19 protein-coding genes are annotated in these 14,977 nt (G+C 65.5%); 4 read left to right on the forward strand and 15 right to left on the reverse strand.

Annotated elements, in window-relative coordinates; translation table 11 throughout:
* Positions 1 to 15: 15 nt before the first annotated feature.
* The 7 genes from AC1DE3_RS01915 to AC1DE3_RS01945 form a co-directional block, all read right to left on the reverse strand.
* Entirely contained in the window at positions 16 to 738 is a 723-nt protein-coding gene (locus AC1DE3_RS01915) for an NUDIX hydrolase (protein ID WP_476779142.1), read from the reverse strand.
* Entirely contained in the window at positions 735 to 1,628 is an 894-nt protein-coding gene (locus AC1DE3_RS01920) for a PhzF family phenazine biosynthesis protein (RefSeq protein ID WP_476779141.1), read from the reverse strand. The genes AC1DE3_RS01915 and AC1DE3_RS01920 overlap by 4 nt, the downstream gene beginning before the upstream one ends.
* A 16-nt stretch (positions 1,629 to 1,644) precedes the next feature.
* A complete protein-coding gene (locus tag AC1DE3_RS01925; protein WP_476779140.1) occupies positions 1,645 to 2,760 on the reverse strand; it encodes an endonuclease/exonuclease/phosphatase family protein in 1,116 nt (371 codons plus the stop codon).
* A gap of 154 nt (positions 2,761 to 2,914) precedes the next feature.
* Positions 2,915 to 3,763 (reverse strand): pyridoxal kinase PdxY, encoded by an 849-nt coding sequence (gene pdxY / locus AC1DE3_RS01930; RefSeq protein WP_441513765.1) that lies wholly within the window; start codon positions 3,761 to 3,763, stop codon positions 2,915 to 2,917.
* Positions 3,764 to 3,859: 96 nt separating this feature from the next.
* Complete coding sequence (locus AC1DE3_RS01935; protein WP_476779139.1) at positions 3,860 to 4,267, reverse strand: nuclear transport factor 2 family protein; 408 nt, start codon at positions 4,265 to 4,267, stop codon at positions 3,860 to 3,862.
* A gap of 159 nt (positions 4,268 to 4,426) precedes the next feature.
* The gene (locus AC1DE3_RS01940) at positions 4,427 to 5,506 is read right to left on the reverse strand and encodes a sensor histidine kinase (protein ID WP_476779138.1); all 1,080 of its coding nucleotides are present in this window, start codon (positions 5,504 to 5,506) and stop codon (positions 4,427 to 4,429) included.
* A gap of 89 nt (positions 5,507 to 5,595) precedes the next feature.
* On the reverse strand, positions 5,596 to 6,618 hold the full coding sequence (locus AC1DE3_RS01945) for an ABC transporter substrate-binding protein (RefSeq protein ID WP_476779354.1): 1,023 nt from the start codon (positions 6,616 to 6,618) through the stop codon (positions 5,596 to 5,598).
* A 177-nt stretch (positions 6,619 to 6,795) separates the two neighbouring features.
* Here AC1DE3_RS01945 and AC1DE3_RS01950 point away from each other — a divergent pair, with 177 nt between their 5' ends.
* Positions 6,796 to 7,545, forward strand: a complete 750-nt coding sequence (locus tag AC1DE3_RS01950) for a bestrophin-like domain (RefSeq protein WP_476779137.1) — start codon at positions 6,796 to 6,798, stop codon at positions 7,543 to 7,545.
* A 75-nt stretch (positions 7,546 to 7,620) separates the two neighbouring features.
* Here AC1DE3_RS01950 and AC1DE3_RS01955 read toward each other — a convergent pair whose 3' ends face one another.
* The 3 genes from AC1DE3_RS01955 to AC1DE3_RS01965 form a co-directional block, all read right to left on the reverse strand.
* Positions 7,621 to 8,052: a cupin domain-containing protein gene (locus AC1DE3_RS01955; protein WP_476779136.1), complete on the reverse strand. Its 432-nt coding sequence runs from the start codon at positions 8,050 to 8,052 to the stop codon at positions 7,621 to 7,623.
* 89 nt (positions 8,053 to 8,141) lie between these two features.
* On the reverse strand, positions 8,142 to 8,933 hold the full coding sequence (locus AC1DE3_RS01960) for an ABC transporter permease (protein ID WP_476779135.1): 792 nt from the start codon (positions 8,931 to 8,933) through the stop codon (positions 8,142 to 8,144).
* Entirely contained in the window at positions 8,930 to 9,808 is an 879-nt protein-coding gene (locus AC1DE3_RS01965) for an ABC transporter ATP-binding protein (protein WP_476779134.1), read from the reverse strand. The genes AC1DE3_RS01960 and AC1DE3_RS01965 overlap by 4 nt, the downstream gene beginning before the upstream one ends.
* Positions 9,809 to 9,995: 187 nt before the next feature.
* Here AC1DE3_RS01965 and AC1DE3_RS01970 point away from each other — a divergent pair, with 187 nt between their 5' ends.
* Entirely contained in the window at positions 9,996 to 10,520 is a 525-nt protein-coding gene (locus tag AC1DE3_RS01970; protein ID WP_441513772.1) for a DedA family protein, read from the forward strand.
* 24 nt (positions 10,521 to 10,544) lie between these two features.
* Positions 10,545 to 11,123: a ComEA family DNA-binding protein gene (locus tag AC1DE3_RS01975; RefSeq protein ID WP_476779133.1), complete on the forward strand. Its 579-nt coding sequence runs from the start codon at positions 10,545 to 10,547 to the stop codon at positions 11,121 to 11,123.
* A gap of 220 nt (positions 11,124 to 11,343) precedes the next feature.
* Here AC1DE3_RS01975 and AC1DE3_RS01980 read toward each other — a convergent pair whose 3' ends face one another.
* From AC1DE3_RS01980 to AC1DE3_RS01990, 3 genes are all read right to left on the reverse strand, one after another.
* On the reverse strand, positions 11,344 to 11,574 hold the full coding sequence (locus AC1DE3_RS01980; protein WP_476779132.1) for a hypothetical protein: 231 nt from the start codon (positions 11,572 to 11,574) through the stop codon (positions 11,344 to 11,346).
* Positions 11,575 to 11,784: 210 nt separating this feature from the next.
* Positions 11,785 to 12,804: a ketol-acid reductoisomerase gene (gene ilvC, locus AC1DE3_RS01985; RefSeq protein ID WP_441513775.1), complete on the reverse strand. Its 1,020-nt coding sequence runs from the start codon at positions 12,802 to 12,804 to the stop codon at positions 11,785 to 11,787.
* Positions 12,805 to 12,818: 14 nt separating this feature from the next.
* Positions 12,819 to 13,484: a TetR/AcrR family transcriptional regulator C-terminal domain-containing protein gene (locus AC1DE3_RS01990; protein WP_441513776.1), complete on the reverse strand. Its 666-nt coding sequence runs from the start codon at positions 13,482 to 13,484 to the stop codon at positions 12,819 to 12,821.
* Between the two features lie 143 nt (positions 13,485 to 13,627).
* Here AC1DE3_RS01990 and AC1DE3_RS01995 point away from each other — a divergent pair, with 143 nt between their 5' ends.
* Positions 13,628 to 14,173: a DUF924 family protein gene (locus AC1DE3_RS01995; protein WP_476779131.1), complete on the forward strand. Its 546-nt coding sequence runs from the start codon at positions 13,628 to 13,630 to the stop codon at positions 14,171 to 14,173.
* A gap of 3 nt (positions 14,174 to 14,176) precedes the next feature.
* Here AC1DE3_RS01995 and AC1DE3_RS02000 read toward each other — a convergent pair whose 3' ends face one another.
* Positions 14,177 to 14,398, reverse strand: coding sequence for a hypothetical protein (locus AC1DE3_RS02000; RefSeq protein WP_476779130.1), 222 nt, complete (start codon positions 14,396 to 14,398; stop codon positions 14,177 to 14,179).
* Between the two features lie 2 nt (positions 14,399 to 14,400).
* Positions 14,401 to 14,943: an acetolactate synthase small subunit gene (gene ilvN, locus AC1DE3_RS02005; RefSeq protein ID WP_441513779.1), complete on the reverse strand. Its 543-nt coding sequence runs from the start codon at positions 14,941 to 14,943 to the stop codon at positions 14,401 to 14,403.
* Positions 14,944 to 14,977 lie beyond the last annotated feature (34 nt).

Genomic DNA, 14,977 nt, shown 5'->3' on the forward strand with positions numbered 1-14,977 from the left:
GCAGGGCGGGCGGGATCAGTCGCCGTCGAAGATATGTGCGAGATAGCGGCGCATGAAGGGCGGCATGTCGTGCTTTTCGGTCTCGGCGAGATCGCGCACGATCACGATGTCGGAGAGCTCTTCCTCCACGAGGTGCTTCATCCGCCCCAGCATCAGCGCGCGCGCTGCATCCGCTGGCAGGTCGATTCCGACCTCGCGCATGAAGGCGATGCGCCCCTGTTCGATCAGCGCCGTCCAACCCTCACCCACGCTGAGCTCCTCGACGCTCAAGCCCGTTTCCTCCGCGAGTTCGCGGGTGACGCTGCCGGCGAGGTCGAGCCTGCCGTCGGGGCGTGTATCCTCGCGGTCGGGCGTGCCGGCGGCGAAATAGACCTTGCCGGCATTGGCGGTGTGCTCGCCCATTTTCCCGCAGAGGAAGGCGCCATCGTTGGCCCGAAGCGCCGCCATGGCAAAGCCGTTGCGGATCACAGGGCCGGGATAGCCAACATCGCGCCAGGTCATGAAGGCGGCATAGTCGGTCTCGAAATAACCGGCCTCGAACACGCCGTCGCGGATGGCGGCGCGGTGCTGGAGCATGATGCGGCCGTTGAACATCGCGGGCTTCCCGGCGCTTATCTTCGCCCAATGCGCCTCGATATTCCCGGCATTTTCGCGGGCAAAGCCCCAGTCATAAGGCTCGACCTTGGCATCGACCCTCGACAGCCGGACGATCGTGCCGTTCTCGACGCCGTCGTTCACAGCAATACGCCCTCGCTGACCACGACGGCCGAACCGCCGATGCGCGCCGAGACGAGTGCGCCGTTCCGGACGCTCAGTTCCAGCGCGATCTGCGAGGGCCGGCCCATCTCGTAGCCCTGTTCGACGACGAAGCGATGGTCGCCGTCATCCGGCTTGCCATAGGCCATGACGGCACCAGCGAACGCCGCGACCGCGCCGCCCGTCGCCGGGTCCTCGCCGATCCCGGTCCCCGGCCAGAACATGCGGGCATGGAAGGCATTCCCCGCCTCGGCCGTCTCGGCGCTGTAGAGGAAGGCGCCGCCCGTGCCGACCGCCGCTTGCCAATGCGCGGCTTCCGGCCTAGCCCGGCCTACGGCCTCCCGCGTCGAGACGGGCACGCAGAGAAAGGGCACACCGGCGGAATAGACCGCCGGCCGATAGGCTAGGAAGCCGAGATCGCTGGACTGAAGCCCGAGTGCTGCCGCGATCGCGCCGGCAGTCGCCGCCTCCCCCACCTGCTCGGGCAGACGCGGCAGGGTGAAGATGGCATGGCCGGCATGGCTGCCGGTGACCTCGACTGCGCAGGAAACCGGTCCGATCGTTTCCTCCAGTACCAGCATATCGGCAGGCACGCCCGCGGCATGGTCGGTGAGCGCAAGCCAGACCGCGGTGCCGACCGTCGGATGGCCGGCGAAGGGCAGTTCCGAACCTGGCGTGAAGATGCGCACCGAGGCACGGTGCCCCGGCCGTTCGGGCGGCGAGACGAAGACCGTCTCCGACAGGTTGAATTCCTTGGCGATGGCCTGCATCGCGTCCGTATCCAATCCCTCGGACTGAAGCACCACCGCCAGCGGATTGCCGGCATGGCGATGCGTGGTGAAGACGTCGAGTGTGACGAAGCGGCGTTTCATCCGTGCCTCCTTGGGGTCACCCTGCCGGGATGTCGAGGTCGATGGTGAGCGGACAATGGTCGGACGCCTTGGGCCGGTCCCAGCCAACGCGCGGATAGCGATCGGCGCAGGTCGCCAGCCGCGCCATCGAGCGGTCCGGCTCGCGCGGGTCGAGCGGCACGCGGTACGGCAGGCCGCGCCGGATCATCTGCATGGCGGGCGTCGAATTGGCCGCCGCCAGAGCCGGGGACAGCAGGATGTGGTCGAGCGGCATATGGCTGTCGACGAGCTTCTCCTGGCCCTCTGACCAGTAGCGCCTGAAATGCGTCCAGCGCTCATGCGCCGGCAGCGCATCCAGCGGATCGACGGCAAAATCATCCAGCAAGGGCTCGATGCCGCTGGCGCCCTCATCGACTCGCTCGGCCAGCGGCCCGAGGCCGTAGCGGTAGCCGTTGAGATCGCCCAGCACGATCCAGTTCGTCTCGCGCCAGCCGCCGCCGAAGCGTTGCTGGATCAGCCATCGGACCGCCCGCGCCTCGGCACGGCGCACCGGCAGCGTCACCTCGCGCCCGTCCTCGCGGCCATTGTTCATCGACTTGAAGTGGCAACCGAACAAGCTGAGCCGCCTTCCGTCGACGGCCAGTTCGACCTCCAGGCAGTCGCGCGCGAAGACCTTCCCGTGTGGCCCGATGCCGAGCATGGCGAGTTCGCGATCATGCACGCCGGCCTCGGCGAAGGTCAGGTCCTTGTGCGAGCGCACCGTCACCTGCCCCGGCCCGAACAGGTCGCGCCGCGCCGCAAAGCCGATATCGATGCCTCGCCGGTCATTGCCGTCGATCAGCGTGAAATGGCCGTAGCGGTGGTCGGCGATGCGATGGACATAGTTCGCGAAGAAGGCCTGCAGGCTCGCGAGCGAGTCGACCTCCTGCAGCATCCATAGATCGGCCTGCGCTTCGGCGATGGCGAGCGCCGTCATCTGGCGCTTGTCGTCCTCCAGCGCCACCGCGAGAGAACGCTCGACCGCGTCGCGCTCGTCGGAGCGTGGAAAGTGGAACAGCGACATCGCCGCCGCCGTTTCGGTACGCCCGCCCGGCTCGAAGCGGTGGCGCGTCAGCAGGTTCTCGACATTGAAAGTCCCGACACGCAGCTTCATCGGAGGACCTTCTCCCAGCCCTCATCCTGAGGAGCCGCGAAGCGGCGTCTCGAAGGATGCTCCAGATGGTTCCAGAGCCTCCTCAAGCATCCTTCGAGACGCGCCTGGCGGCGCTCCTCAGGATGAGGGCTAAGGGAAATCCGCTCCATCGGCGTCAGATCGCCTGCGGCTCGAAGACCTGCGAGGGCGTCACGAATTCATCCTGCGCCGCCACGGTCAGGATCTCGCGTGAGCCCGCCTCCTTGGTGCGCTTCAGCAGGCCGTAGATCGAGGACGACGCCTTCGACAATGCCGCAGCAGCCGAGTCCTCGCGCAGGTAATGGGTGAAGAACAGCGCCGCGATCGCATCGCCCGCGCCGTTGACGCTGACATCGAGCTTCGGCGTGCGCACCCGCCAGCTGCCCTTCGCATCCGCCGCCATCAAGTCGATCGAGTCGGCCGGTGTCTCCTCGGTGACGAGCGAGGTCACCATCACCACCCTCGGCCCGGCATCGCGCAGCGCCTCCACGGCGCGATGCGCATCGGCAATGCTCTTGATCTCGATATCGGTCAGAAGCTCCAGCTCGAACTGGTTGGGCGTCACGATATCGGCGGCCGGAACGGCCTGCTCGCGCATGAATTCAGGGATTCCGGGCCGCACGAAGACACCGCGGCCGACATCGCCGATCACCGGGTCACAGCAATAGAGCGCCTTGGGATTGGCTGCCCGCACCCTCTCGACCGCGGAGAGGATCGCATGGCCGATATCGGCGGAGCCCATATAGCCGGAAATCACGCCGTCGCAGCTGGCGAGCACATTGCGCTCGGCAATGCCTTCCATCACCTCGTCGATCATGCCGCCATCGAAGACCCGACCCTTCCAGTTGCCGTAGCCGGTGTGATTCGAGAACTGCACCGTATGAATCGGCCAGACATCGACACCGAGCCGCTGCATCGGAAAGGTCGCGGAGGCGTTGCCCACATGGCCATAGGCGACGTGGGACTGGATCGAGAGAATGTTCATGGTCCGAAGCGATACCCCGTTCGCGTGTGGGCGCGAACCTAACGGCTCCGGCGCGAGGCGCAAATCGAAAGCGGTGATGTCCCCGATCAGCGTAGGCTAGGGCATCGACAGCCGCGCCACACCGGCCGTGTCGGTGAACTGCGTCACGCTCTTCACCTTGCCGTCGGCAATGGTGAAGGCATCCATGATCTCGAAGGAGCCGGTGCGGCCAGTCGGCTTGCATTCGACATCGGCGCGCCAGTGGAACGTCGCCTTGTCGCCATCGACCGTCAGCGACAACTCCTCGATATTGCTGAAGACATAGGTGGCCATCAGCCCCGCCATCTGGTCGCGCACGGCGGAATGCCCGTCCGGCTCGGCAAAGACCTCGGCCGCCTGCGGTCCACCGGCGAGCCGATAGCTACAATCGGGGTGGAGGTATTCCATCAGGGCATCGAGATCGCCACGATGGCGGGCAGCATAAGCATCGCGGATCAAGGCTTCGACGGCGGCGCGTTCTGTCATGTCGCCTCTCCTTACGTCAGAGCCCCAGTTTCGCGCCGAGCTGGCCGCAAGTCCAGCGTGCAGTAGCGAGCCTTGCATCAGGAAGAGGACCGGCCGCCGCCAAGCGCGGGGCACATGTCGTCACGACGGCGCGGAGCGGAGCATCGCCCTCCGAGGCGATCACTCATGTGGCGCTACGTGTACCATCGTCGTGGCCAGCACGTAACGGAGGCCCTCCTGCCGGTAGTCGAGCTCGACCTCGCCGTGGAATTTCTGAGCCATCACGCGCTCGACCAGCCGCGAGCCGAACCCCTGACGTCTGGGCTTGACGACGGGCGGCCCGCACTTCTCCACCCATTCGAAGCGGAACGCGTCCTCGCTCTGCGGCCGGCCGGTCGACCAGCCGATCGCAACCTCCCCTGCCTCCACCGAGAGCGCGCCATATTTCACCGCGTTGGTCGCGAGTTCGTTGACGGCGAGTGCCAGGGTCATCGCCTGATCGGCCGGCAGTCGCAACAGCGGTCCCTCGATGCGGACCGTGCCAAGGCCGGGGCGATGCGGCGCCAGCGCCCCTTCGACGACCGCGCGGATCGGCGCACTGCTCCAGCTCGATTGGGTCAGAATGGAATGCGCCTCGCCGAGCGTGGCGATGCGCTCGCTCAGGACAGACTGCGCCTCTTCGAGGGTCTCCGCCGAGCGGAAGGTCTGGTTGGCGATTGCCGCGATCATCGCCAGCGTGTTCTTCATGCGATGGGCGAGCTCGGCATTGAGCAGCCGGCCATTGCGCTCGGCCTGCACCTTGGCGGTCGTTTCCATGACTGTATCGATCATGCCGAGGACTTGGCCGTTCTCGTCGCGGATCGGACTGATACAGGCCGTGAACCAGGCCTCCTCGGGATGGCCGTAGCGGTTGATCGTCAGAGGGAAGTCTTCGACGAAGGTCGCCTCGCCGGCGAACGCCCTGGCGACCATCGGGCTGATCTCGTCCCAGACTTCCAGCCAGACATCGCGGAAGGAGCGTCCGAGCGCCGGGGGCTTGTTGCCAAGGATAAAACCGAACGCATCGTTGTGGATGGTGATCAGATCCGCGCCGCAGGCGATGCATTTCGGGAAGCGCGAGTTGACCATCATGGCGACGGCGGTCTTCAGGGCGGAAGGCCAGCAACCGATCGGCCCGAGCGGGCTCGCCGCCCAGTCATATGCGCGGATGGCGGCGGCCATGTCGCCACCGCCATCGAGAAATGCTGTCTCGCCGCTCATATGCCCCCCAAGGCGCGAACTCCCACAGCATGCAATGGATAGAGGTCGCGAGCGACGTCGAATGACAGTTCTAGATCAGACGCATCGCGTCAAGAGCCGGATGCCGCCTTCTTGGCAAAGCTATCGATGAAGGTCTTCGACAGATCGACATTGGAATTAGTCAACTCAGGATCGAGCAATTTGAGCGAATCGTACATGCTCTTCATGCCGTCTGGCGTGGAGATGCCGGTGCGCGAATAGCTTTCCTGCGAGTTCTTCACCGCACGGATGTAGAGCGGCTTGTCGCCAAGCAGGAACTCTTCCGGCACGAGATCCGCGACCTCTTCAGGCTTCGCAGTTTCCAGCCATTTCAGCGACTTCATCAAGGCGTTGACCAGCTTCTGTGTCGTGACCGGGTTCTTCTCGGCGAAATCGTTCTTGAGATAGAGCACCGCAGCCGGGTTGGACCCGCCGAACAGCGCCTTGGTGCCGGCCTCGGTGCGGGTGTCGATCAGCGACACGATGTCGCCGTCGGCCTCGAGCTTCGATGTCACGGGGTCGAGATGCGAGATCACGTCGACCTGCTTCTGCTTGATCGCCGCGACGGCGCTCGCGCCGGCACCGACGCCGATGATCGGGGCATCCGTCGCCTTCAGCCCCGCCTTCACCATGGCGTACTGCGCGGTCAGTGCCGTCGAGGAGCCCGGCGCCGTCACACCGATCTTGAGGCCCTTGAAATCGGCCGCCGACTTCACCTTGTCGGCCAGATCCTTGCGCACGGCGATGGTGATCGCCGGGAAGCGGCCGAGCTCGATCACCGCGCGGATGTCCTGGCCCTTCGCCTGCATGCGGATGGTGTGCTCATAAGCGCCGGTCACGACATCGACCGAGCCACCGACGAGCGCCTGAAGCGACTTGGCGCCGCCGCCGAAATCATTGATCTCGACGTCGAGGCCCTGCTCCTTGAAGAAGCCCTTCTTCTCCGCGACGGTGAGCGGCAGATAGTAGAGCAGTTGCTTGCCGCCGACACCGAGCGTCAGCTTCGGCTTCTCGGCATTCTGGGCGAGCGCATTTGACGCCGCGCCGAGCGCGGTCGAAAGGGCGAGCGCGGCCAGCGCGCTGCGGCGGGACAAGAGCATGGATTTTCCTCCGGTTTGGATCCTGCTGGCGCTTCTGACGGGCGCGCATTCCCGTCGAACATAGGCTAGATTGAACAATGGGAGCAAGAATCCCGAGCCAGCCGACAAGGCGGTGCCGTCTGGCTTGTCCACGCATGTCTACCCGTTGCAATTGCAAGACGAGGGCCGGCCATGAACGAGGCGCGCATCGCCATATTCGTGTTTGTCTGCCTGACCACAGCCTCGCTGGGCGCGTTGTTCTGCTACCAGCGTCTCCCGGAGCACCAAAGGCTGGACGATACGCAGAAGGTCCTGCACCTCATCGCCAACATCTTCGTCGTGATGACGTCCCTGGTGCTCGGCCTCATGATCACCTCGGCCAAGAGCAGGTTCGATGGCGTCAACCAGGACGTTCACCGCTACGCCACCGAGCTGATTCTACTCGACCGGATGTTGTTCCTCTATGGTCCGGAAGCCAGCGAAACCCGCCAGAGGCTTCTCGCCTATACCGAGCGCGCCGCGAACGGCCGCTGGACTGCTGAAGGCGGGCTTTCGGACAAGACCTCCGAACAATTGCTCGAGGACGTCGGAACCCGCCTGCGCGCCCTCGAACCGAGCCACGATCCCCAGCTCTCGATCTGGAACGACATGCGCGAGCAGTACCGCAAGGCGCTCGAGTTGCGCTGGAGCCTGGTGGAACAGGCCGAGGGCTCGCTGCCCCGATCGCTGATGCTGATGGTCGTCGCGTGGCTGGTCCTGATCTTCGCAATCTTCGGTTTCCGGGCACCGCGGAACCCCGTGGTCATGACGGGCTTCATCGCGGCTGCGGCTCTGATCGGCGGAGCGATCTACCTGATCGTGGACATGGACGCGCCCTTCGACGGGCCTATCCAGATCTCGCCCGCTCCCTTGCAGAGGGCGCTGACGGAAATGCGCCGGTAGAACGGCCAAAAGGCCACCGGCCGGAACAGCGGCGTGCCCGCCGCGTCGACCCGCATGGCCTTGGCCGTCCGTCGCTCAGCCCGCCGTCACTGCGGGAACGAGGCCGTGGCGGAGCATGACCTCCTTCACCGCGGCGGGATCGGGCGGCCCGCCACCGACCAGCAAACCGGCGATCTCACGAAAATATCCGGCCCCCAGTACGCCGGGCGACAGGATGCAGAGGCAACTCGCCGCCCGATCGCTGTCGTTCCGGAAGCCGTGGACGACGCCGCGCCGAATGAAGGCCGACTGGCCGGGTTGCAAGGCGATGTCGCGACCATCGATCGTGAACGTCAAGGTTCCGTCGAGACCGTAGAGCGTCTCGTCCCAGCTCTCGTGGTGGTGAGGCACGGGAACCTTCCCCTTGGGAGCCACGGTCATCCGAAAGACGTCGACGCTGCCTTCGGTTTCGTCCTTGTCGTGCAGGAACTCCAGGAGCAGCCCACCGATGCTGATCGTTTCGGCCACCGGAACCTCCCCAATCTTGCCCGCGATGCCCCGATCCTAGCGATCTGACGAAGAGGAAGCCACGGTTTCCGCCACGGGCTTGGCCGCCATCAGGCCACCGTCGTCGTGCTCTGCGCCGGCCGCCAGACCAGGAGCCGCTTCTCGATCATCGTCACCAGCGCGTCGATGGCGATGACGAAGATCGCCAGGATCAGCATGCCCGAGAACACGCCGGTCACGTCGAAGACGCTCTCTGCCTCGTGGATCTTGTAGCCGAGCCCGGCCGAGGATCCGAGATATTCGCCCACGACAGCGCCGACCAGCGCGAAGCCGACCGAGGTGTGCAGCGAGGAGAACATCCAGGTCAGCGCCGAAGGCCAGTAGACATGCTTGAAGAGCTGGCGCTCGTTCATCCCGAGCATGCGCGCATTGGCCAGGATCGTCGGCGAGACCTCGCGCACGCCCTGGTAGACGTTGAAGAACACTATGAAGAAGACGAGCGTGAAGCCCAGCGCCACCTTCGACCAGATGCCCAGCCCGAACCAGAGCGCGAAGATCGGCGCCAGCACCACGCGCGGCAGGGCGTTCGCCGCCTTGATATAGGGATCGAACACAGCCGAGAGCAGCTCGCGGCGCGCGAAGGCGAAGCCGAACAGGATGCCGGCGAGCGAACCGATGACGAAGGCGAGCACCGTCTCGGTCAGCGTGATGCCGAGATGCCAGTAGATGTCGGCGCTGGTGAGCTGCTTGAAGGTCCGCGTCAGCACCGCAACCGGCGTCGAGAAGAAGAACTGGATCGTCTTGACGTCGCCGAACAGGCTCGTGGTCGTCGCAACATGCCAGAACAGCAGGAATGAGATCATCACCAGGATCTGGAGCGAGATGAGCTTCAGCCGCCTCACGATGCGTCTCCTCCGACGAGTTCGCGGCCCTCGCCCATCGCATAAGCCTTCTGCACCTCGACGCGGAGCGAGGTCCAAATGTCGCGATGGATCTCGTGGAAGGCCTTCTCCAGCCGGATGTCTGCGATATCGCGCGGACGCGGCAGGTCGACCTTGTAGTCCGCGACGATCCCCGCCGCCGGCCCTGCCGACATCACCACGACGCGGTCGGACAGCGCGATCGCCTCTTCGAGGTCGTGCGTCACGAACATCAGCGCCTTGCGGTCGCGGGACCAGAGGTCGAGCAGGAGATTGCCCATGATCTGCCGCGTCTGCGCGTCGAGCGGCCCGAAGGGCTCGTCCATCAGCAGGATCTCGGGGTTGCGGATCAGCATCTGCGCCAGGCTGACGCGCTTGCGCTGCCCGCCCGAGAGCATGTGCGGGTAGCGGTCGACGAAGGTCCGCAGGCCTACGCGGCCCAGCCATTCGCGCGCGCGCTGGTCCGCCTCGCTATCGGGCACGCCCATCGGCTCCAGCGCGACCTTGACGTTGTCCAGCGCCGTTTTCCACGGCATCAGCGCGTCCTGCTGGAAGAGATAGCCGGCGCGGCGGTTCAAGCCCACGAGCGGCTTGCCGAATATGCCGACAGAACCTGCCGACGGCGACAGCAGCCCCGCCGCCGCGTTGAGCAGCGTGGACTTGCCGCAACCGGTCGGCCCGACGATCGAGACGAACTCGCCGGGATGGACCTTGAGGTCGACGCCCTTGACCGCCTGATAGCGCCCGCCATCGGCGAGATGGAAAGTGATGTCGATGCCGCCGAGCGCCACCGCCGGATCCCCCGACGAAACCGGCGCTGCCCCCGCATGAGCATGCGGGCGATCCTGCAACTCCATGAAATCCGTTTCCTCGTCGGCCGCCTTGCGCGGCGCCGTCAGCTTTTCTGTGTCGCCGAAATTAATAGGCGATCGTTCCGGGAAGGCAACGCCGCCACGCCATGCGGCTGCCCGCCGCTTGCATCGATCCGCTGACGCAGCCATATGGCTGAGCCGACCCGACCCCGCAGGAGCCGAGCCGAACGCCATGGCCGACATCGAACAAGCCATGAAGGCGCTCGTCGAGTTCATGCAGGCCAATCAGCAATGGGCGATACCGATCGTGTTCGCGGTCGCCTTCGCCGAATGCGTCGCGATTCTCTCCTGGCTCGTGCCGGCCACGGTGTTCTTCACCACCTTCGGCGCCGTCGCGGGGGCCTCGGGCCTCAACCTCGTGCCGCTCGCGCTGGCGGCCTCGCTCGGCGCCGGTGCCGGCTTCTGGGTGTCCTACTGGGCGGGGCTCGTCCTCGGCCCGCGCGTCCACGACTACTGGCCCTTCACCAAGAACCCCGAACTGCTGGACCGCGGCCACGCCTTCTTCGAGAAATGGGGCATTGCCAGCATCCTGATCGGACACTTCTTCGGGCCGCTGCGGGCGGTGATCGCGATCGTCGCCGGCCTCGTCGCCATGCCGTTCTGGGCCTTCCAGCTCGCGAACTGGGCCGCCTCCTTCGCCTGGGGCTTCGGATTGCTCTACGGCGTCGGCCGCATCAGCGAATTCCTCGCGCGCTGAAGCCGCCAGTAAGCTGACTGCCGGGTGAACGCGGCATTCGGCATCGGTTCAATTCGAAAAGCGCCTATTCACGTCGTCGCATCGCGGCACGCCACCATCTCGGCGAGCGCGGCGCGGCACGCTGAACGGCTCCAAGCCGCCAGCGTCGTCTGGCGGCGGGACCCGGCCCCCGTCGGATGCGACGATCCGGGCCGACCCAACGAGGTCCCTGCCATGACGATGTCCCGTTTCTTGCTTCCCCTCGTCGCCCTTGCCGCCATGGGCGGCCAGGCTTTCGCCCAGACCGCGACGCAGCCAGCCCCCGCCGCGAAGCCAGCCGCGCCTGTCACGGCGCCCGCCGCCCCGGCAACGCAGGCGGCCCCTGCGACCAAGCCGGCGACACCTGCTGCCGCCCAGCCCGCTGCCACCCAGACCAAGAAGATCAATATCAACACGGCCACCGCCACCGAGCTCGACACCCTCAAGGGCATCGGCGAGGCCCGTTCCAAGAAGATCATCGAGGAGCGGAGCAAAGCGAAATTCAAGGATTTCGCCGATCTGGTGAAACGCGGGACCCTGCCCTCAAACGTCGAGGCCGAGATCAAGGACAAGGTCACCTTCTGATCGACGAAAGGCCTCCGGCGCCCTGCGCCGGAGGCCTTCGCCAATCACGGCATCGATCCCGGCGACCTCAGCTAAAGCAGGCCGAGAACGATCGCCAGCATCATCGCCAGAGACAGCGCCAGCACAATCCGGATGACAATGGGCGCTTCGAGAATCCGCAAGAGTTCCATCGCAGCCTCCCCAGGCAGCAGGCAAACACGATCCGTCTTAAGCAAGAAACTCAGTAGACGAGCAGTTCGACCGCGATCCACGCGATCACGGCCAAGGCGAGCCCCGCTATCAGCACGACCAGCACCGGCCGCCCCAGGAAACCCTGCCGCGCCTCGACGGGCGTCTCCACCGCCGGGTCGGCATCGCTGTGATCGTCGGCCCGCAGCGGCGCCAACGGGTCGCCGCCACGCAGCTTTTCCAGATCCTGCACGGGCACTCTGGGCCGGGCATCGACAGGCATGTCCGTCTCCTTGGTGTTTCGCCGGCCTTTCGGCCGCGCACCACAAGGGAAACGCCTGTCGGCCCATGGTGTTCCTGAACCACCCAAACGGAGCGGGCGGCGGCCTTTCGACCGCCGCCCGCAAATGATCAAAGACCTTCGATATCAATCGGTTACGAGGGAAACCAGAATCGATCCCGCAACCGTTTGAATCAATCTCTCAAGCCAGGCTCAGTTCTTGGTCTTGTCGACCAGGGCCTTGGCCTTGATCCACGGCATCATGTCGCGGAGCTTGGCGCCGACTTCCTCGATCGGATGGGCGGCATAGCGGGCGCGGGTCGCCTTGAACGAGGTCTGGTTGACCTTGTTCTCGAGCATCCAGTCGCGGGTGAACTTGCCCGACTGGATGTCGGTGAGGACGCGCTTCATCTCGGCCTTGGTCTCGGCCGTGATGATCCGCGGGCCGGTGACGTACTCGCCGTACTCTGCGGTGTTCGAGATCGAGTAGTTCATGTTGGCGATGCCGCCCTCATAGATGAGGTCGACGATCAGCTTCACTTCGTGGAGGCACTCGAAATAGGCCATCTCGGGAGCATAGCCCGCCTCGGTCAGCGTCTCGTAGCCAGCCTTGATCAGCTCGACCAGGCCGCCGCAGAGCACGACCTGCTCGCCGAAGAGATCGGTCTCGCACTCTTCCTTGAAGGTGGTCTCGATGATGCCGGCGCGGCCGCCGCCATTGGCCGAGGCGTAGGAGAGGCCGAGGTCATGGGCGTTGCCGGTCGCGTCCTGATGGATCGCGATCAGGGTCGGCACGCCGCCGCCGCGCTGATACTCCGAGCGCACGGTGTGGCCGGGGCCCTTCGGGGCGACCATCAGCACGTCGAGGTCCTTGCGCGGCTCGATCAGGTTGAAATGCACATTGAGGCCGTGCGCGAACAGGAGAGCGGCGCCCTCCTTCATGTTCGCGTGCAGCTCGTCGCGATAGATGTCGCCCTGCAACTCGTCCGGGGTCAGCATCATCATGATGTCCGACACCTTGGCGGCCTCGGCCGGCGTCATCACCTTGAAGCCGGCATCCTCGGCCTTCTTGCGCGTGGCCGAACCGGCCTTGAGCGCGATGATGATATCCTTGACGCCGGAATCGCGCAGGTTCAGCGCATGGGCATGGCCCTGCGAGCCATAGCCGACGATGCAGACCTTCTTGCCCTTGATCAGGTTGATGTCGGCATCACGATCGTAATAGACGCGCATGGGTGTCTCCTTTGTCACGCGTTGTTCGTCTTCCGGCCCGGATCGTTCTGTGCCGCGCCGTAGAGGGTGAGAAACTGCTCGGTCGCGCGCTCCGCATCGCGCGCGATTTCGGCCCTGCTCAGGGTCAGCGTATCGCCGAGCAGCAGCCGGATCTGGACGTCGCGGCCCGCGAGGCCGAAGAAAGTGCGGAAAGCCGTCTCGGTATCATCGAAGGCGATGAGGCCCGCCTCCCGGCCGGCATCGAGCACCGGCTTCAGCCGCTCGCCGATGGCGAAGCGGCCGTTCGCCAGCACGATCGAGCCGAGATTGCCGTCGCGGGACGCCGCCTGGCTGACGGCGACGCGGTTGAGCGCGATCGAGGTCGGGCTTGAAATCACGTCGAGCCAGTTCGCAGCGAAGCCCTTCAGGCTCTCGCGCAGGGTGCCGGCGTCGAGATTCTGCCGGTCGTAATTGCCTGCCCTCACCTTCGAGGCCTGCCATTGCACCGTCGCGGTCAGCAGACCGTCGCGGTCGCCGAACCACTTGTAGAGCGTTTCCTTGGAGCAGCTGGCGCGCCGCGCCACCGCGGTCATCGTGAGCCCGCTGCCCTTCTCGACCATCAGGCTCAGCACGGCGTCGAGCACGGCCTGCTGGCGCGCGGTCAGCGCCTCGCCTTGCGTCTCTGCCTGAGCCTGCGTCATGGTCTCGGAAAAATCCAGTACCGTACGTTACGGTTCAGTCCTCTAGCGCAGCCGCTGCCCGTGGGCAAGCGTTTTTCAGGACTGGCGGCGGGCCGTGGAAGAATTATCTCTGGAGCTCGATCGCCTGAAGAACGGAGCCTTGCATGAGCCTGCCCAACGCCGCCGATATCGTCGCATTCTGGCGCGAGGCCGGTCCCGAAAATTGGTTCGCCAAGGACGATGCCTTCGATGCCGAGATCATCCGGCGCTTCCTGCCCGTTCATGAGGCTGCAGCGGCCGGAAAGCTCGGCACCTGGGAGGCGACGCCCGAAGGTGTCTATGCACTGGTGATCTTGCTCGATCAGTTCCCGCGCAACATGTTCCGCAACAGCCCGCGCGCCTTCGCCACCGACCAGCAGGCGCTCGCCATTGCGGAGCGCGCCATCGCGCGCGGCTTCGACGACGCCTACGAGGCACCCGAGAAGCGCTTCTTCTACATGCCTTTCATGCACTCCGAAGAGCTGGCGGATCAGGAGCGCTGCATCGCGCTCTGCGCCGCCGCCGAGGATCCCGAGGGCGTGAAATACGCCGAGGTTCATCGCGACATCATCCGCGATTTCGGACGCTTCCCCCATCGCAACCCGGTGCTCGGGCGCGCGACCACGGCACCGGAGAGAGCTTTCCTCGACGAGGGCGGCTTCAGCGGCTGAAACTCAGCCGCCCTGCTGGCTCGCCATCCGCTGCAGGAAGATCGCGGCGATCGTCAGGATAAACCCCGCCCACCACAGCGGCGAGCGCAGGCTCTTGCCGCTGCCTAGCGGTTCGGCCGGCGCCCGGCCGAACAGGCGCATCAGCACCGGCCCGGCAAGGCAGGCAAAACCGACGAGGCCGAGCCCCAGCGCGACCAGGCTGAGCACCTCTGGCGTCAGCGCCATGCTCACATCGCCTCTGGGCCGCGGCTCATCGCGGCGATGCCGGTGCGGGAGACTTCCGTAAGGCCGACCACCGTCATCATCTTGATGAAGCGCTCGATCTCCTCGGTCGAGCCGGTCAGCTCGAAGACGAAGGAGGTCAGCGAAGCGTCGAGGGTGCGTGCGCCGAAGGCTGACGCCAGCCGCATCGCCTCGACCCGGTACTCGCCCTTGCCGACGACCTTGACCAGGGCGAGCTCGCGCTCCAGCGCCTCGCCCTGCTCGGTCAGGTCGACGACGCGGTGAACCGGGACGAGCCGGTCGAGATGCGCCTTGATCTGGTCGATGACGCTGGCGGTGCCGGAAGTCACGACCGTGATGCGCGAGAGATGCTTCTCATGCTCGGTTTCGGAGACGGTGAGGCTCTCGATATTGTAGCCGCGTCCAGAGAATAGCCCGGCGATGCGGGCAAGAACGCCCGGTTCGTTGTCGACGATCACCGCCAAAGTGTGGCGCGCGACCGGCTGGGACTTCGGGGCGTTCGGATAGTGGGTGGCGGGCTTCGACATGACGGACCTGTAGGCGGGTTGGAGCGAAAGATGG

This window comes from Allobosea sp. 10L417, from assembly GCF_056395485.1.